The sequence below is a fragment of the Kitasatospora setae KM-6054 genome (genome assembly GCF_000269985.1).
GTDB classification, from domain to species: Bacteria; Actinomycetota; Actinomycetes; order Streptomycetales; family Streptomycetaceae; genus Kitasatospora; species Kitasatospora setae.
Genome location: NC_016109.1, coordinates 4,388,449 through 4,405,220 on the forward strand (window position 1 = coordinate 4,388,449; position 16,772 = coordinate 4,405,220).

The window sequence follows — 16,772 nt, forward strand, 5'->3', positions numbered from 1 at the left end:
TGCTGCCGCGTTGCGAGTTATCCACAGGCTCGGGCGAGTTTTCCCCACTGTGGACAACCCTGTGGATAAACGTTCGGACGCTGCGTCACGGCCCCGGCCGGCGCAGCACGCGCACCGCCCCGGCGCGGGGCCGGAGCGGTGCGGGGGTGCTGCGGGGCGGTCAGGCCGGGGCCCGCCGGGCGGTGCGGCCCGGCGTCACTTCCACTGGGTGGAGACGCCGAAGCCCGCCGCGATGAAGCCGAAGCCGGCCAGGATGTTCCAGTTGCCCCAGCTGCCGACCGGCCAGTTGCCGCTGGTCACGTAGTAGGTGACGATCCAGACCAGGCCGACCAGGAAGAACACCAGCATGAGCGGTGCCACCCAGCTCCGGCCGGAACTGATCTTCACGGCCGTCGCGGTGCTCGGAGGCGGCGTGTAGTCGGCCTTCTTGCGGAGTCGAGACTTCGGCACGAGGGGTTCTCCTGTCGATGCGCTGTGACCGCGCGGGTGGGTCAGCGTGGGCGGGCGGCAAATGGTGGGCCGGTCCGTACGGTCGGTCCTCCGCACATGCCACCGGCGTCCGTTAGCGTAGTGGCTCGCCGGGTCATAAGGAGATAAGGGTACGGTGCCTGATTCGATGATTTCTTCGCCGTCCCCGACTCCGCGCCCCCGCCGCGGGCGAATTGTCGGACGTGCCCTGACCTGCACCGTTTTCGCGCTCGCCGGATTGTTGTTCTACGTCAGCGCGCAGACCGCGCACGGCACCGATCTGCGGACCGACAACTCGCTGCTCAAGCTGAGCGACGTCATACAGCAGCGCTCCACCCAGAACCAGCAGCTCTCCGAACAGGTCTCCGAGGACCGGGACCGGGCCGACCGGCTGGCCCGGCAGCAGGGGCAGAGCCCGGACGACACCGCCAGGCTGGCCGAGCTGGAGCGGGCCGCGGGCCTCGACCCGCTGCGCGGGCCCGGGCTGACCGTCACCCTGGACGACGCCCCGCCGGACGCCACCGCGCGGATCCCGGGCGTCCCCGCGCCCGGCGTCAACGACCTGGTGATCCACCAGCAGGACATCCAGGCCGTGGTGAACGCCCTGTGGCGGGGCGGCGCCGAGGGGATCCAGGTGATGGACCAGCGGCTGATCTCGACCAGCGCGGTGCGCTGCGTCGGCAACACCCTGCTGCTGCAGGGCCGGGTCTACTCGCCGCCGTACGTGATCCGCGCGGTCGGCCGGACCGACGCGCTGCGCGCCGCGGTGGACGCCGACCCGACCATCCGCAACTACCTGGGCTACGTGACCGCCTACGGGCTGGGCTGGAAGGTCCAGGAGAGCGGCGAGCTGACCCTGCCCGGCTACACCGGCTCCGCCGACCTCCGGTCCGCCGGCGCCCCCTGAGAGAACCCCGCCGGAGAACCCCTCCGGGCCCTTCCGGCCCCCGCCGCCGGCCGTCCGACCCGCTGTGACAGGGCTGTTGCCCGGATACCTTCCTGGGCCGGGCCGGTGGGCGTCTACGCTTGTGCAGACCCGAAACACCGAGGAGCACCATGTACGGCTGGATCTGGCGGCATCTCCCGGGCCCCGCGCCGGTCCGCGCGCTGATCGCGCTGCTGCTCGTCCTCGGGGTGGTCTACGTCCTGTTCCAGTACGTCTTCCCGTGGGCCGAGCCGCTGCTCCCCTTCGGGAACGTGACGGTGGACCAGGGCGCCGGCGGCTGAGCCCGGCACCGCTCCGCCTCCGCCCGATCCCCGACGCACCCGTACCCCAGGAGTAGCGATGACCTCCGCCGGCAGACCGCCCCGGATCCTCGTGGTCGACAACTACGACAGCTTCGTCTTCAACATCGTCCAGTACCTGTACCAGCTGGGCGCGGTCTGCGAGGTGGTCCGCAACGACGAGCTGACCGTGGCCGACGCCCGGCCGCGCTCGGGCGAGGAGGGCTACGACGGGGTGCTGCTCTCCCCCGGGCCCGGGACGCCCGAGGAGGCCGGCGTGTGCGTGGAGATGGTGCGCCACTGCGCGGCGGCCGGGCTGCCGCTGTTCGGGGTCTGCCTGGGCCTGCAGTCGATCGCGGTGGCGCACGGCGCGGTGGTCGGGCGGGCGCCCGAGCTGCTGCACGGCAAGACCTCGCCGGTGGTGCACGAGGACGGCGGCGTCTTCGCCGGCCTGCCCTCGCCGCTGACCGCGACCCGCTACCACTCGCTGGCGGTCGACCCGGCCACCGTGCCGGCCGAGCTGGTGGTGACCTCGCGGACCGACAGCGGCGTGATCATGGGCCTGCGGCACCGCGAGCTGCCGATCGAGGGCGTCCAGTTCCACCCGGAGTCGGTGCTCACCGAGGGCGGCCACCGGATGCTCGCCAACTGGCTCGCCGAGTGCGGATACCCGGAAGCGGTGGACCGCTCGGCGGGCCTCGCCCCGGTCATCGGCCGGGGCTGACGCGGTGACCGCCGTGCGCCCGGAGGGGGGCGTTCCCGAGGAGCTGGGGGAGCCGGACGACTGGGGCGTGTACGAGGAGGCCCCGGCCGAGCAGACCCTGAAGCTGCGGCTGTCCGACACCGCGGCCGCCGCGGCCGGGCCGGTACCCGGTCCGATACCCGGGCACGGCCGGTCGGCCGGCCCCCCGCCCGACCGGCGCCGCGGCGCGGGCAGCGGCCGCCGCCGGGCCAGCGGGAAGCGCACCGGGCCGCGGCCGCCGCGTCCCAAGGAGCGCAAGCGGGTGGTGTTCGCCCGGCTGGTGGGCGAGCTGTTCATCACGCTCGGCGCCCTGATGCTGCTGTTCGTCTCGTACCAGCTGTGGTGGACCAACGTGCTGGCCGACCGGGACGCCGGGGCCGCCAGCGACAAGCTGGAGCAGCAGTGGGCCCAGCAGCCGGTGCCGTCCGGCGGCGGGGGCGGCGGGGCCACGGCGGCGCCGCCGACCGCGTTCGAGCCCGGTCAGGGCTTCGCCATCATCCACATCCCGAAGCTGGGACTGGACTACCCGATCGCCGAGGGCACCGACAAGCAGAAGGTGCTCGACCACGGCCTGGTGGGCCACTACGCGGGCACCGCGATGCCGTCCGACCCGGAGGGCAACTTCTCGGTCGCCGCGCACCGCACCACGCACGGCCAGCCGTTCCGGAAGATCGGCCAGCTGGTGCCGGGCGACAAGATCGTGGTGGAGACCGCGACCTCCTACTACACGTACGAGGTGGCGGGCGGCATCCCGGAGACGCCGCCGACCAACGTGACGGTGCTGCAGAAGATCCCGAAGGGCTCGCCGTTCACCGCGCCGGGCCGCTACCTGACCATGACGACATGCACGCCGGAGTTCAGTGCCCGGGGAAGACTGATCGTCTTTGGCAAGATGGTCGAGGAACGGCCGAGGAGCCAGGGCCAGCCGGAGGCGCTGACCGGGCGATGAGCTGATGAGCTAGCGAGGCACGGCACCATGGGCACAGCCATTCGGGGCGGGCGGGGACGGCGCGGACGGCTGGCGGTGGCCCTGGGCCTCGCGGGGGAGCTGCTGATCACCCTGGGGCTGGTGCTGGCGCTGTTCGTCGGGTACTCGCTGTGGTGGACCGACGTGGTGGCCGACCGGGCCGCCGGCCGGGCCGGGGACCGGCTGCGGCAGACCTGGACCGTCCCGGCGGCGCCCCCGGGCGGCCCGGCGGCCGCCGAGCCGGTGCCGCAGTACGCGGCGGGGGACGGCGTGGGCTTCCTGCACGTGCCCGCCTTCGGCCGGGGCGACCAGACGCTGATCCGGATGGGCACCACCGCGGAGGTGCTGAACGAGGGCGTGGCCGGGGTCTACGAGGAGCCGTACCGCTCGGCGATGCCCTGGGACGCCGAGGGCAACTTCGCGCTGGCGGCGCACCGGGACGGGCACGGCGCGAAGTTCCACGACCTGGACCGGCTGGCGCCGGGCGACCCGGTGGTGGTGGAGACCCGGGACTCCTGGTACGTCTACAAGGTCGCCGGGACGCTGCCGCAGACCTCCAAGTACGACGTGGGCGTGGTCGCACCGGTCCCCGAGGGCTCGCCGTTCACCGGCCCGGGCCGCTACCTGACGCTGACCACCTGCACGCCGGTGTACACCTCCCGCTACCGGATGGCGGTCTGGGCCGAGCTGGTCCGGGTCGACCCGGTGGACGCGAAGCGCACCCCGCCGCCCGAACTGCGCTGACCGGCCGGGCGCCCGGCGCGAACGAACGGCCGGGGGGCCGTACCGTCGACGGACGGTACGGCCCCCCGGCCGTCGTGCGGTGCCGCTCGGGGCGTCAGTTGTTGCCGCCGGGGGTGGTCGGCTGCTGCTTGTCGCCCGGCCGGGTCCAGAGCTGGACCACGGTGTTCGGCTCGACCTGGCCGGAGCCCGGGTTGCTGTTCATGACGATCGCGTTGTCGTCCTGCGGGCCGGCCACCACCTGCGGGATCAGGCCGGCCTTCTGCAGGTCGGCGAACGCCTGCTTGTAGGTGTGCCCGACGGTGATCGGCACCAGCACCTTGTCGGCCTGCTTGCCGACCACGATGGTGACCGGGGTGCCCTGCTTGACCTGGCCGGTCTTCGGGCTCTGGTCGACGACCTGGCCGATCTGCGAGCTGTCGGTGACCTGCTTGGTGGTCACCGTGACGGTGAGGCCGGCGTCGCTGAGGGTCTGGGTGGCCACGTCCTGGGACTTGCCGACCATGCTCTGCACCGCGATCTTCTGCTGGCCGGAGGAGACCGTCAGGGTCACCGTGGCGCCCGGGGCGGCCTTGCCCTTGACGTCCTGCGAGACCACCTTGTCCTGCTCGACCTTGTCGTCGTTGGCGTAGGTGACCTTGACGTCGAAGCCCTTGTCCTTGAGCGCCTTGGACGCGGCGTCCTTGCCCTGGCCGGCCACGTCGGGCACGTCGACCTGGGCCGCCGCGGCGGCCAGGTGCACGACGATGGTGCCGTTGTCGTCCATCTGCCCGCCGGCCGCCGGCGACTGGGTGCAGACCTGGTCCTTCTGGACCTTGGTGTCCGGGCAGCTGGCGGCCGGGTCGCCGGCCTGCACCTTGAGGTTGGGGCTCTGCGCCTTCGCGGCGCTGGTGGCGTCGGCCAGGCTCAGCCCGGACAGGCTCGGGACGCTGGTCTTCCCGGCGCCCTTGTTGGTCTTCATCATCGACTGCACCACGAAGAACGCGCCGACCAGGACCAGCACCGCCGCGACGGCGAGCACGATCCAGGAGGTGTTGTTCTTCTTCGACGGCTCCTCGCGGCGGCGCCCGGACCGGCCCTCGTAGCCGTTGTCGTAGCCGTCCCCGCCGCCGCCGTTGTAGCCGTTGTCCTGGTAGCCGCCGTAGGGGGCGGGCTGCTGGTTGCCGGCCTGCGGCAGCATGGTGGTCGGGCCGCCGCCCTGCTGGGGCAGCACGTTGGTCTGGCCGTACGGGTCGTACTGGTTGCCGCCCTGGTCGTAGCCGTAGCCGGCCGCGCCCATGCCGTAGGCCGCCTGCTGGGCGGCGTTCACCGGCAGGCCGTCGAGGAAGCGCTCGATGTCGTCGCGCATCTCGTCGGCCGACTGGTAGCGGTAGTCGCGCTCCTTGGCCAGCGCCTTGAGCACGATCGCGTCGATCTCGGGGCGCACCTCGGGGTCGTACGAGGACGGCGGCGCCGGCTCCTCGCGGACGTGCTGGTAGGCCACCGCGACCGGCGAGTCGCCGACGAACGGCGGCCGGACGGTCAGCAGTTCGTACAGCAGGCAGCCGGTGGAGTACAGGTCGGAGCGGGCGTCGACGGTCTCGCCCTTGGCCTGCTCGGGGGAGAGGTACTGGGCGGTGCCGATGACCGCGGAGGTCTGGGTCATCGTCATGCCGGCGTCGCCCATCGCGCGCGCGATGCCGAAGTCCATCACCTTGACGTTGCCCTGCCGGGTCAGCATCACGTTGGCGGGCTTGATGTCGCGGTGCACGATGCCGGCCCGGTGCGAGTACTCCAGGGCCTGCAGGATGCCGATGGTCATCTCCAGCGCCCGCTCGGGCAGCAGCCGCCGCCCGGTGTGCAGCAGCTCGCGCAGGGTGGAGCCCTCGACGTACTCCATGACGATGTACGGGATGGAGATCCCGTCGATGTAGTCCTCGCCGGTGTCGTAGACCGCGACGATCGCCGGGTGGTTGAGCGAGGCCGCGGACTGCGCCTCGCGGCGGAACCGGGCCTGGAAGGACGGGTCGCGGGCCATGTCGGTACGGAGGGTCTTCACGGCGACCGTGCGGCCGAGCCTGGTGTCGTGGCCGAGGTACACCTCGGCCATGCCACCGCGTCCCAGGACGCCGCCGAGCTCGTACCTGCCGCCGAGGCGACGAGGCTCTTCCATATCTCCGACCCTCTCCCCCACCGGCAGGTGAGGATGTGACGTAGGTGTCCCCGCACGCTCTCTTCGGACGCGCCGCCCGCCGCCGCGGTTTCACGGTCGGGCCACGGAATCCGGCCGCGGGTACACCCGCTGCTGGCGGATACGCTACCGGGCGAACCCGAGCGGCCCCGGGCAGGCCGTCAGCTGAGACCAGACCGGTACCGACCGGGACCGTCCCATTGTGACAACTCCGGCCGCCGATCGAGGACCGGCGGCCGGAATGTGACGCATGCGACCGGCCCTACTTGCCCAGCGCCGCCTGCATCATCGACTTGGCGATCGGCGCGGCCAGCGAGCCGCCGGAGATCTCCGCGCTCTCCGCCGCGCCGTCCTCGACCACCACCGCGACCGCGACCTGCTTGCCGGACGCGTCCTTGGCGTAGGAGACGAACCAGGCGAACGGCAGGCCCGAGTTGTCCTGGCCGTGCTGCGCGGTGCCGGTCTTGCCGCCGACGGTCAGGCCCGGGATCGCGGCCTTCTTGCCGGTGCCGTTCTGCACCACCGACTCCATCAGCTGCTGCAGCTTCTGCGCGGTGGCCGGCGAGACGGCCTGGCTCATCTGGTGCTCGGAGTGGGTGGAGATGGCGTTGCCCGCCGCGCCCTCCTGGGCGACCAGGTACGGCTGCATCAGCGAGCCGTTGTTGGCGATCGCCGCCGCGACCATCGCCATCTGCAGCGGGGTGGCCCGGGTGTCGTGCTGGCCGATGGCGTCCATCGCGGTGCCGTCGGGGGAGGAGCCGCTCGGGTAGTAGCTGGCGGTGGCCCGGATCGGGATGTCCACCTTGTCGTTGTTGAAGCCGAACTTCTCGGCCTGCGCGCGCAGTTGGTCGCGGCCCAGCTCGGCGCCCATCTTGCCGAACACCGTGTTGCAGGAGTAGTCCATCGCCACCATGACGGTGGCGTCCTCGCAGGGCTCGGTGGCGCTGGCGTTGCGCAGCGGCGTGTTGGTGCCGGGCAGGACGTACGGGTTCGGGGTCTGGGTGGTGTCGTTCGGGTTCTGGTACTTGCCGGTCTCGAACGCGGTCGCCGCGGTGATCAGCTTGAACGTCGAGCCGGGCGGGTAGGTCTCGCGCAGCGCGCGGTTCACCAGCGGGCGGTTCGGGTCGTCCTGCAGCGCCTTGTAGGCGGCGGAGTCCGCGTCGGTGCCGCCGGAGAAGGTGCCCGGGTCGTACGACGGGGTGGAGACCACCGCCAGGATCGCCCCGGTGCGCGGGTCGATCGCCACCGCGGCGCCCTTCCGGTTGCCGAGGCCCTCGAAGCCGGCCTTCTGCACCTTCGGGTCGATGGTGGTGACCACGTCGCCGCCCTGCTTGGGCTTGCCGGTCAGCATGTCCAGGGTGTTGCGGAAGAACAGCCGGGAGTCGGTGCCGGAGAGCACGCCGTCCTCCAGCTTCTCCAGCTGGCTGGCGTCGAAGATCTGCGAGGAGTAGCCGGTCACCGGGGCGTACAGCGGCCCCTCCACCCAGGACCGCTTGTACTTGTAGCGCAGGCCGTTGACGAAGTCGGACTTGGTGACGGGCTGCCCGCCGACGATGATGTTGCCGCGCGGGTAGGCGTACCGGTCGTACTTCACCCGCTCGTTGTGGGTGTTGTTCGCCCAGGCCGCGGCCTGCACGCCCTGCACCCAGTTGACCCGGACCATCAGCGCCAGGATCAGCACCAGGCAGAAGATCGAGACCCGGCGGATCGGCTTGTTCACGAGGACGCTCCCCTGCTCTGGTCCGACTGCCCGTAGCCCTGGGGCTGCCCGTAGCCGGGCGGCTGGCCGTAGCCCTGGGGCTGCCCGTAGCCGGGCGGCTGGCCGTGACCCGGTTGCCGGCCGTGGCCCTGGGGCTGCCCGTGGCCCGGCTGCTGCCCGTGCTCCGGCTGCTGGGCGTGCCGGTCGGGGGCGGCGGCCGGTTCGGGGATGGCGGCCGGGGCGGGTTCGGCGGCGGGTTCGGCGGCCGGGCGGCGGGCGGTGTCGCTGATCTTCATCAGGACGGCGATCAGCGCCCAGTTGGCGACCACCGAGGAACCGCCCTGGGCCAGGAACGGCATCGTCATGCCGGTCAGCGGGATCAGGCCGGTCACGCCGCCCGCGACCACGAAGACCTGCAGCGCGAACGCCGAGCTCAGGCCGACCGCGAGCAGCTTGCCGAACGGGTCGCGGGCCGCCAGCGCGGTGCGCAGGCCGCGCTGCACGACCAGCCCGTACAGCAGGAAGATCGCCATCAGGCCGGTCAGGCCCAGCTCCTCGCCGAACGAGCCGAGGATGAAGTCGCTCTTCGCGGCGAACTGGATCAGCCAGCTGCGGCCCTGGCCGAGGCCGGTGCCGACGGTGCCGCCGGAGCCCAGCGACATCAGGGTCTGGCCGATCTGCTCCGAGCTGTCCTGGCTGTGGTTGGGCGCGAACGCGGCCATCGGGTCAAGCCAGGCGTTGATCCGGGTCTTCACGTGCGACTCGGTGCTGGCCACCACGGCGGCGCCGCCGAAGGACATCAGCAGACCGAAGACGATCCAGCTGGTCCGCTCGGTGGCGACGTACAGCATCACCACGAACAGGCCGAAGAACAGGAAGGACGTGCCGAGGTCGGTCTCGAACACCAGGATCAGGATCGACAGCAGCCAGACCACCACGATCGGGCCGAGGTCGCGCCCGCGCGGCAGGTACAGGCCCATGAACTTGCGGCTGGCCAGCGCCAGGGCGTCCTTCTTCACCATCAGGAAGCCGGCGAAGAAGATGGTCAGGATGATCTTGGCGAACTCGCCGGGCTGGATCGAGAAGCTCCCGAAGCGGATCCAGATCTTCGCGCCGAAGTCCTCCTTCCGGGACGGGAAGAAGGCCGGCGCGGCCAGCAGCACCAGCGCCGCCACCATCGAGATGTAGGTGTAGCGCTGCAGGATCCGGTGGTCCTTGAGCAGCCACATCACGCCGATGAACAGGCCGACCCCGAGCCCCGACCACATCAGCTGGTTGGTGGTCGCCGGGAAGTTGTTCTTCAGCAGCTTGCCGGCCTTGTCGAGCCGCCAGATCATCACCAGGCCGAGCCCGTTCAGCAGCGTCGCCAGCGGCAGCAGCAGCGGGTCGGCGTACGGCGCGAACCGGCGCACCGCGAGGTGCGCGACGGCGGCCAGCACGGCCAGGCCCAGGCCGTACGCCAGGATGTTGGCGGGCAGCGTGCCGTCCATCGCCAGCCCCACGTTGGCGTACCCGAGGATCGGGACGGCCACCGCGAAGAGCAGCATCAGCAGCTCGGTGTTGCGGCGGGTCGGGACGGCCTCCGGGCCGGAGGACCCGGAGGCGGCGCGCCGCCGCCCGGTGGCGGGCGGGCGTCCGCCGCTCACGTCGAAGGTGCTCATAGGCCTGTGTGAAACCCCCCGGGTTCGCCCGCGGCCCTACTGGGCCTGGCAGGACGCGGCGAGCTGCTGCTCCTGTTCGGTCAGCGGCGGTGCGGACGGCTGGGTGCCCTCCCCGGCGGCCGGGGCGGTCTTGGACTCGGCGACCTTCTTGCAGACGGCGGCCTGCGCGCGCAGCGCCTCCACCTGCCGCTGGGCGTCGGCCAGGCCGTCGGCCTGGATGTTCTTGGCCACCTGGTCGCGCTGGTAGGCGGGCAGGTACTTGAGCTCGACGTCGGCGTACGGCTGGTAGACCGAGCTGAGGTCGAGGCCGGCCAGGTTCTGGTCCAGGCCGCGGTAGACCGCGACGTGGCCGTCCTGGGCGCCGACGTAGTACTGGTCCTGGCTCCACTGCCAGGCGAAGAAGCCGCCGGCGCCGAGCAGCGCCAGCACCAGCACGCCGATCAGGGTCAGCTTCAGGCCGCGCTTCTTCTTCCGGCGGTCGACCGGGGCGTCCTGGCCGTACTCCTCGCCGGCCGCGCCGTAGCCGCCCTCGCCGTACCCCTCGGCGGGCGGGAAGCCGCCCTCCGGGGCGCCGTAGCCCTCGGCGGGGCCGAAGTCGCCCGCGGGGGCGCCGTAGCCGGGCTGCTGCGGGTCGTAGCCGCCCTCCGGGGCGCCGTAGCCCTGCGCGGGGCCGAAGGCGCCCTGCGGGGGCTGCGGGCCGCGGCCGAGGCCGGCCGCCCGGCCGGCCGGGGTGTCCAGCAGCTGCGGGTCGTTGTAGTGGTGCGCCTGGTTGTCGGCGACGGCGCCGACCACGACCGGCGCCTCGGCGGCCTGGCCGCTGAGCGGGTCGGTGGCGCCGACGTCGATCACGTCGGCGACGACGCAGGTGATGTTGTCCGGGCCGCCGCCGCGCAGCGCCAGCTGGATCAGCTCCTGGACGGTCTGCTCGGGCGCGTAGTAGCTGCCGAGCGTCTCCTCCAGGGTCTGGTGGCTGACCGGCCCGGACAGGCCGTCGGAGCAGATCAGGTACCGGTCGCCGGCCCGGACCTCGCGGATCGACAGGTCGGGCTCGACCTGGCCGCGGCCGTCCAGGGCGCGCATCAGCAGCGAGCGCTGCGGGTGGGTCTCGGCCTCCTCGGCGGTGATCCGGCCCTCGTCGACCAGCCGCTGCACCCAGGTGTGGTCCTGGGTGATCTGGTCGAGCCGGCCGTCCCGCAGCAGGTAGGCGCGGGAGTCGCCGATGTGCACCTGGCCCATCCGCTGGCCGTCCCAGAGCAGCGCGGTCAGGGTGCAGCCCATGCCCTCCAGCTGCGGGTCCTGCTCGACCATCTGCCGCAGCCGGTCGTTGCCGGCCTGCACCGCGTCGTTGAGCAGGGTCAGCAGGTCGGCGCCGGGGTGCGGCTCGTCGAGCCGGACGATCGAGCCGAGGACCTCGGAGGAGGCGACCTCGCCGGCCGCCGCCCCGCCCATGCCGTCGGACACCGCGAGCAGCCGGGGCCCGGCGTAGCCGGAATCCTCGTTCCCTTCGCGGATCAGGCCCTTGTGCGAGCCGGCGGCGAAGCGCAGCACGAGACTCATGCTGTCCGGGCCCTCCTTCGGGTGGAGCTGGTCCTCATGCGCTGACTACTTCCGCAGCTCGATGACGGTCCTGCCGATTCGGATCGGCGTGCCGATCTGGAGCGGTGTCGGCGTGGTGAGCCGCTGCCGCTCCAGATAGGTGCCGTTGGTGGAGCCTAGATCCTCCACCGTCCACTGCCCAGCCTGATCGGGGTAGATCCTGGCATGACGCGAGGACGCGTAGTCGTCGTCGAGCACGATGGTCGAGTCGTGCGCGCGGCCCAGCGTGATGGTCTGGCCCTGCAGCGCGACCGTGGTCCCGGCCAGCGAGCCCTGGGTCACCACCAGGTGGGTGGGCTGGCCGCGGCGCTGCCGGGCCTGCGCCTGCTGGGCGGCCGCGGGGGCGGGCTGTCCCTGCGGCGGGCGGCCCGCCCCGGCCGGGGCGGGGGCGGCGGCCCGCTGGGCGGTGCGCGCCGCGCCCTTGGTGTTGAACAGGTCGCTGCGGATCACCTGCACCGCGACGATGACGAACAGCCACAGCACGGCCAGGAAACCCAGCCGCATGACCGTCAGGGTCAGATCAGACATACCGGCCCGCTTCTACCCTTCGACCTGTCGGTAGACGATGGTGGTCGACCCCAGGACGATCCGGGAGCCGTCGCGGAGCGTAGCGCGCTGGGTGTGCTGCCCGTCCACCACGATGCCGTTGGTGGACCCCAGATCCAGGACCATCGCGGGCGTACCGGGACGGATCTCCGCGTGCTTGCGGGACACCCCGGGGTCGTCGATCCGGATGTCCGCCTCGGTGGAGCGGCCCAGCACCACCGCGTTCTGGCTGATCTGGTGCCGGGCGCCGTTCACCTCGATCCAGCGCCGGGTGCCGGCGCCGCCGTGGCCCGCGCCGGGGAAGGGCCGCACGTTCCCGGCGGGCGGGGCGGCGGCGGGCGGGGCGGACGGCATCGCCGGCGGGGCGGCCGGCGGCGGCGGGGCGCCGTAGGGGGCGGCGGCCGCGCCCTGGTGCCAGGGGGCGCCGGGCGCGGGCGGGGTCGGCGGGCGGCCGTAGCCGGGCGGGGCGGCCGGCGGCTGCGCGGGCGCGCGCTGCGGCTCCTCGGCGGTCAGCGTCCGGCTGCGCACCCGGTAGAGGCCGGTGTCCAGGTCGTCGGCCTTCTCCAGGGCGACGTTCAGCGGCCCCATGAAGGTGTACCGCTGGGCCTCGGCGTACTCGCGCACCATCCCGGCCAGCTCGGTGCCGAGCTGGGAGGCGTACGGGCTGAGCCGCTCGTGGTCGTGCGGGCTGAGCTCGACGATGAAGTCGTTCGGTACGACCGTGCGGTCCCGGTTCCAGATGGTGGCGTTGTTGTCGCACTCGCGCTGGAGGGCGCCGGCGATCTCCACCGGCTGGACCTCCGACTTGAACACCTTCGCGAAGGTGCCGTTCACGAGACCCTCAAGTCGCTGTTCGAACTTCTTCAGGACTCCCACGGGGCACCCCCTCTCAGGGCGTCGGACGGGCCGGCTCGTCGGCTGGAAAGCGGTACTTCCGTACTGATCGTATCCACGCCCGGCCCTTCCGTACGGTTCCCCGCCTAGGTCGCGCCCGGAGGGGTACCCGCCGGGCGGCCCGCTCACTCGTTCGCCCCGCCTCCGGTTGCGGGTCGCCGGAGGTCGTGCCGGGGGCCGGTCCGGAATGGATTCGCAGGTCCGGCTCGGGGCGTGCTAATGTTTTCCATGTCGGAAGGGGCGCCCGCAAGGGAGCCGAACGGAAGACCCCGAGAGATGCGGTAAGCTTCTCGACAGGTCGGAAGAAGCGGTAAGCAACTGAAGACAACACCCATGCGCGGGTGGCGGAATAGGCAGACGCGCTGGATTCAGGTTCCAGTGCCCGAAAGGGCGTGGGGGTTCAACTCCCCCCTCGCGCACAGCGAAGCCCCCCAGATCTTCGGATCTGGGGGGCTTTCTCGTCGTCTCAGGGCTTTCCGGTGGGCTCCCCGGTCAGCAGGTACGCGAACAGGCCGTCGGCGTCGGGCTGCCGGGTGAATCCGGCGCGTTCCATCACGCGCTGGGAGGCGGTGTTGTCGGGGGTGGTGGTGGCGAGCACCCGGTCCACGCCGGGGCGGGCGAGCGCCCAGCGGGCGAGCGCGGTCAGCGCGGAGGTGGCGTAGCCGCGGCCGCGGGCGGGCTCGACCAGGTCGAAGCCGATCTCGACCAGGCCGTCGTGCGGCGGGCCGTGGAAGCCGATGCCGCCGACCGCGGCGCCGTCCTCGGCCCGGAGCACCAGGTACATGCCCCAGCCGGGCCGGTGCAGGCCAGCGGCGGCGGCGCCGGCCAGCATCCGGGCGGCCACCCGGCTGCCGTCGCCGGGCGCTCCGCCGAGCCAGTGCCGGCCGGCCGGGTCGCCGTCCTTGAGCAGCTCGGCCTCGGCGGGCAGCAGTTCGCGCAGCTGGACGGGGCCGGCCGGGATCGGCCCGGTGGTGCGGTCGTGCGGGGTCACGCGTTCTCCTCGGAGGGTGGTGGGCGGTTCCCCCGCAGCCTGGCGCAGCGCGCGGGGCCCGGGCGAGGGCCCGGCGCTGACATAAACTTGCGCGGCAGCAAAATCACACCGGAGGCCGTCGGGCTCCCGCAGCGGCCCCGAGCGCCGTTCCGGCCGGGCCGGAGGAGAGCGACCCGATGTCCGACCCCGCGGCCGACCCGCCCGCCGAACTCACCCCCGACGCCACCGCGCTGTACGCCAGGGCGCTCGGCGAGGGCGTCCTGCTGGCCGGCCGGGAGGGGCTGGACTGGGCGCCGGAGCGGATCGCCGCCGCCCGCGGGCAACTGGCCGGGCTGCGGCTGCTGCGCCCGTCCGGGCCGGGCCGCTGGGTCCCGGCCAGCCCGGAGGCGGCCGCCGCCGAACTGGTCGGGCCGCTGGAACTGGAGATCCGCCGCCGCCGGCTGGAGGCCGAGCGGACCAGGACGCTGCTCCGGCCGCTGCGCTCGCTGTACGCCGAGGCCCACCGGGAGCGCGGCCGCAGCGCCGCCGTCGAACTGCTGCCGGAGGTCGGGCAGGTCCGGGCGCTGCTGGACGAGGTCTCCCGGTCGTGCGCCCGGGAGGTGCTGGTCAGCCAGCCGGAGGCGCTGGAGGGGGCGACGCTGCTGGACAGCCGCCCGCGCGACCTGGACCTGCTGGCCCGCGGCGTCCGGATCCGCACGCTCTACCCGCACGTGGTGCTGGCCTCCCCGGTGGTGCAGCGGCACTTCGCGCTGATGACGGAGGCCGGCGCGGAGATCCGCACCACCGGCGAGGTGGTCGACCGGCTGATCGTCTTCGACCGCCGGATCGCCTTCCTGCCCGACCGCTCCCGCCCCGGCCCGCCGGGCGCCTTGGTGGTCCGCGAGCCGGCCGCCGTCGACTACCTGCACCGGGTGCTGGAGCGGGACTGGGACCACGCCCGCCCGTTCGCCCGCACCCCGCTCGGCTACGGGGACGCGGCGGACGGCGTCAAGCGCGCCATCGTCCGCCTGCTGGCGGCGGGCCACAAGGACGAGGCGATCGCGCACCGCACCAACATGTCGGTGCGCACCTGCCGCCGGCACATCGCCGAGCTGATGCGCGAGTGGGGCGTCGAGAGCCGCTTCCAGGCGGGCGTGCTGGCGGCCCGGCTCGGGCTGGCGGGGGAGGAGGGCGGGCCCTCCTAGGCCGTGGCGGGCAGCACCGCGTGCAGCAGGAAGCCGCCGTCCGGGGTGGGGGCGGCGGTGAAGGTGCCGCCGAGCAGGGCGGCGCGTTCGCGCAGGCCGATCAGGCCGTGGCCGCCGCCGGGGAGGGGGAGGCCGGGCCGGTCGGCGGCGGGGTCGGCGGGGCGGGCCGGCGGGGGGCCGTTGCGGACCTCGACGTGCAGCCGGCCGCCGCGGCCGGTGACCCGGACGGTGACGGGGGCGCCGGGGGCGTGCTTGCTGATGTTGGTCAGGCCCTCCTGGACGGTGCGGTAGGCGGCCCGTTCGACGGCTTCGGGCCAGGCGCGGCGGCCGGGGTCGAGGCGGCTGGTGACGCACAGGCCGCTGCCCTCGATCAGCCGGGGCAGGTCGGCCAGGGTGGGCTGCGGGGCGAGCGGGGTGCCGGGGCCGCCGGCGGCGCGCAGCACGCCGACCATCTGGCGCAGCTCGTCCAGGGTGCGGACGGAGAGCTCGCGGATGGTGCGGGCGCCGTCCCGGGAGGCGGGGTCGGTGCTGGCGACCTGGATCGCCCCGGCCTGGATCGAGATCAGGCTGACCTGGTGGGAGACCACGTCGTGCATCTCGCGGGCCAGCCGGGCGCGTTCGGCGGCGAGCACCCGCTCGGCGAGCAGCCGGCTCTCGCGCCGGCGGCCGGCGGTGAGTTCGGTGACCCGTTCGGCGAGTTCGCCGCGGGTGCGGGCGAGCATGCCGAGGGCGGCCGGGCCGGCGCCGAGCATCACCGACTGGATGGCGTACAGGGCGTTGTCCCGGCTGAGTTCGAACAGGTCGGGGGCGAGCGGCCAGTGGAAGAACTCGACCAGGGCGAAGGCGGTGGCGCAGGCGACCGGGACGGGCGGCCTGGGGTGGACCGCGGCGACCGAGTAGACGGCGGTGACCGGGGCCAGCCAGATCTCGTTGAAGAACGCCCCGGGCAGGGTGAGCAGGGCGACCAGCAGCGGGCGGCGGCGGCGCCAGAGCAGGGCGATCACGGAGAGCGCGGAGAGGGCCAGCTGCCAGGGCTCGGAGCCCTTGGCGACCAGCGCGGAGTCCATCGCGGCGAGCAGCACCGGGGCGAGCAGGGCGGTGCGCGGGGAGCGCAGCCAGGCGAGGTGGCGCGGGGCGGCGGGCTCCGCGGGCTCCTCGGGGGTCACTCGCCGTCCCGCCGGTCGCGGACCAGTCCGGCGCGGTGCGCGATGACGGCGGCCTGGACGCGGTTGGCGGCGCCGAGCTTGCCCAGGATGGCGCTGATGTGGTCCTTGACGGTGCCGGTGCCGAGGAACAGCCGGTCGGCTATCTCGGCGTTGGACAGGCCCTCGCCGAGCAGCGCCAGCACGTCGAGCTCGCGGCCGGTGAGCCGGCCGGTGAGGGTGGCGGCGGTGGTGTCGGCGGCGCCGCCCTCGACGTAGCCGCTGATCACGGTGCGGGCGACGCTGGGGGAGAGCACGCTGCCGCCGGCCGCGAGCACCCGGACGGCGTGCACCAGCTGCTCGGGGGCGGTGTCCTTGAGCAGGAACCCGGCGGCGCCGGCCCGCAGCGCGGTGCCGATGTGCTCGTCGGTGTCGAAGGTGGTGAGCATCGCGACGGCGGGCGGCTCGGGCAGCGCGCGCAGCCGGCGCAGCACGCTGATGCCGTCCAGGTCGGGCATCCGGACGTCGAGCAGGACGACCCGCGGGGCGAGCTCGCGGACCATCCGCTCGGCCTGGCCGCCCGAGCAGCCGCCGACCACCTCCAGGTCGGGCGCGGTGCCGACGATCAGTCCGAGTCCGGAGCGGACCAGCACCTCGTCGTCCACGATCAGGACCCGGGTCGGCGTCATGTCTCTCCCTGTCTCTCCCCGGTGGGGGCGGGTTCGGTCCCGGCGCGGTTCCCGGACC

General features: G+C 73.3%; 16 protein-coding genes and 1 tRNA gene. 7 read left to right on the forward strand and 10 right to left on the reverse strand.

What is annotated here, in order from left to right; all coding sequences use genetic code 11:
• Nucleotides 1-195: 195 nt before the first annotated feature.
• Complete coding sequence (crgA, locus tag KSE_RS19420) at nt 196-450, reverse strand: cell division protein CrgA (RefSeq protein ID WP_014137035.1); 255 nt, start codon at nt 448-450, stop codon at nt 196-198.
• Between the two features lie 166 nt (nt 451-616).
• Between crgA and KSE_RS19425 the strand changes: the two genes are divergently transcribed.
• The 5 genes from KSE_RS19425 to KSE_RS19445 all read left to right on the forward strand — a co-directional run bounded on the left by KSE_RS19425 (nt 617) and on the right by KSE_RS19445 (nt 4,145).
• The gene (locus KSE_RS19425) at nt 617-1,375 is read left to right on the forward strand and encodes a DUF881 domain-containing protein (RefSeq protein ID WP_051055281.1); all 759 of its coding nucleotides are present in this window, start codon (nt 617-619) and stop codon (nt 1,373-1,375) included.
• Nucleotides 1,376-1,524: 149 nt separating this feature from the next.
• Complete coding sequence (locus KSE_RS43400; protein ID WP_014137037.1) at nt 1,525-1,695, forward strand: hypothetical protein; 171 nt, start codon at nt 1,525-1,527, stop codon at nt 1,693-1,695.
• A 58-nt stretch (nt 1,696-1,753) separates the two neighbouring features.
• On the forward strand, nt 1,754-2,416 hold the full coding sequence (locus KSE_RS19435; protein ID WP_014137038.1) for an aminodeoxychorismate/anthranilate synthase component II: 663 nt from the start codon (nt 1,754-1,756) through the stop codon (nt 2,414-2,416).
• Nucleotides 2,417-2,420: 4 nt separating this feature from the next.
• Complete coding sequence (locus tag KSE_RS19440; RefSeq protein ID WP_014137039.1) at nt 2,421-3,383, forward strand: class E sortase; 963 nt, start codon at nt 2,421-2,423, stop codon at nt 3,381-3,383.
• A gap of 27 nt (nt 3,384-3,410) precedes the next feature.
• Nucleotides 3,411-4,145, forward strand: coding sequence for a class E sortase (locus tag KSE_RS19445; RefSeq protein ID WP_014137040.1), 735 nt, complete (start codon nt 3,411-3,413; stop codon nt 4,143-4,145).
• A 94-nt stretch (nt 4,146-4,239) separates the two neighbouring features.
• Here KSE_RS19445 and pknB read toward each other — a convergent pair whose 3' ends face one another.
• From pknB to KSE_RS19475, 6 genes are all read right to left on the reverse strand, one after another.
• Entirely contained in the window at nt 4,240-6,294 is a 2,055-nt protein-coding gene (pknB, locus tag KSE_RS19450; protein WP_014137041.1) for a Stk1 family PASTA domain-containing Ser/Thr kinase, read from the reverse strand.
• 280 nt (nt 6,295-6,574) lie between these two features.
• Nucleotides 6,575-8,032 (reverse strand): peptidoglycan D,D-transpeptidase FtsI family protein, encoded by a 1,458-nt coding sequence (locus tag KSE_RS19455; RefSeq protein ID WP_014137042.1) that lies wholly within the window; start codon nt 8,030-8,032, stop codon nt 6,575-6,577.
• Nucleotides 8,029-9,672 carry an FtsW/RodA/SpoVE family cell cycle protein gene (locus tag KSE_RS19460; RefSeq protein ID WP_014137043.1) on the reverse strand — a complete coding sequence of 548 codons (1,644 nt, stop codon included), beginning with the start codon at nt 9,670-9,672 and terminating at the stop codon, nt 8,029-8,031. Before KSE_RS19460 ends, KSE_RS19455 begins: the two co-directional genes overlap by 4 nt.
• Before the next feature lie 36 nt (nt 9,673-9,708).
• Nucleotides 9,709-11,229: a PP2C family protein-serine/threonine phosphatase gene (locus KSE_RS19465; protein WP_014137044.1), complete on the reverse strand. Its 1,521-nt coding sequence runs from the start codon at nt 11,227-11,229 to the stop codon at nt 9,709-9,711.
• Between the two features lie 45 nt (nt 11,230-11,274).
• Nucleotides 11,275-11,796, reverse strand: coding sequence for an FHA domain-containing protein FhaB/FipA (locus KSE_RS19470; RefSeq protein ID WP_014137045.1), 522 nt, complete (start codon nt 11,794-11,796; stop codon nt 11,275-11,277).
• Nucleotides 11,797-11,808: 12 nt separating this feature from the next.
• A complete protein-coding gene (locus KSE_RS19475) occupies nt 11,809-12,690 on the reverse strand; it encodes an FhaA domain-containing protein (RefSeq protein ID WP_014137046.1) in 882 nt (293 codons plus the stop codon).
• Nucleotides 12,691-13,043: 353 nt separating this feature from the next.
• Here KSE_RS19475 and KSE_RS19480 point away from each other — a divergent pair.
• A tRNA-Leu gene (locus tag KSE_RS19480) sits at nt 13,044-13,127 on the forward strand.
• A gap of 47 nt (nt 13,128-13,174) precedes the next feature.
• Here the strand turns inward: KSE_RS19480 and KSE_RS19485 are convergent.
• Complete coding sequence (locus tag KSE_RS19485) at nt 13,175-13,699, reverse strand: GNAT family N-acetyltransferase (RefSeq protein ID WP_014137047.1); 525 nt, start codon at nt 13,697-13,699, stop codon at nt 13,175-13,177.
• 176 nt (nt 13,700-13,875) lie between these two features.
• On the opposite strand from KSE_RS19485, the gene KSE_RS19490 reads away from it, so the two are divergent.
• Complete coding sequence (locus KSE_RS19490) at nt 13,876-14,883, forward strand: putative LuxR family transcriptional regulator (RefSeq protein ID WP_014137048.1); 1,008 nt, start codon at nt 13,876-13,878, stop codon at nt 14,881-14,883.
• Here the strand turns inward: KSE_RS19490 and KSE_RS19495 are convergent.
• A complete protein-coding gene (locus KSE_RS19495; RefSeq protein WP_014137049.1) occupies nt 14,880-16,049 on the reverse strand; it encodes a sensor histidine kinase in 1,170 nt (389 codons plus the stop codon). The genes KSE_RS19490 and KSE_RS19495 overlap by 4 nt on opposite strands.
• Complete coding sequence (locus KSE_RS19500; protein WP_014137050.1) at nt 16,046-16,714, reverse strand: response regulator; 669 nt, start codon at nt 16,712-16,714, stop codon at nt 16,046-16,048. The genes KSE_RS19495 and KSE_RS19500 overlap by 4 nt, the downstream gene beginning before the upstream one ends.
• Between the last annotated feature and the right edge of the window lie 58 nt (nt 16,715-16,772).

Coding starts and splice junctions, on each gene's coding strand:
- KSE_RS19470 (WP_014137045.1), bottom strand. CDS start 11,796: ATGTCTGATCTGACCCTGACGGTCATGCGGCTGGGTTTCCTGGCCGTG.
- KSE_RS19500 (WP_014137050.1), bottom strand. CDS start 16,714: ATGACGCCGACCCGGGTCCTGATCGTGGACGACGAGGTGCTGGTCCGC.
- KSE_RS19435 (WP_014137038.1), top strand. CDS start 1,754: ATGACCTCCGCCGGCAGACCGCCCCGGATCCTCGTGGTCGACAACTAC.
- KSE_RS19425 (WP_051055281.1), top strand. CDS start 617: ATGATTTCTTCGCCGTCCCCGACTCCGCGCCCCCGCCGCGGGCGAATT.
- KSE_RS19465 (WP_014137044.1), bottom strand. CDS start 11,229: ATGAGTCTCGTGCTGCGCTTCGCCGCCGGCTCGCACAAGGGCCTGATC.
- KSE_RS43400 (WP_014137037.1), top strand. CDS start 1,525: ATGTACGGCTGGATCTGGCGGCATCTCCCGGGCCCCGCGCCGGTCCGC.
- KSE_RS19490 (WP_014137048.1), top strand. CDS start 13,876: ATGTCCGACCCCGCGGCCGACCCGCCCGCCGAACTCACCCCCGACGCC.
- KSE_RS19460 (WP_014137043.1), bottom strand. CDS start 9,672: ATGAGCACCTTCGACGTGAGCGGCGGACGCCCGCCCGCCACCGGGCGG.
- KSE_RS19445 (WP_014137040.1), top strand. CDS start 3,411: ATGGGCACAGCCATTCGGGGCGGGCGGGGACGGCGCGGACGGCTGGCG.
- pknB (WP_014137041.1), bottom strand. CDS start 6,294: ATGGAAGAGCCTCGTCGCCTCGGCGGCAGGTACGAGCTCGGCGGCGTC.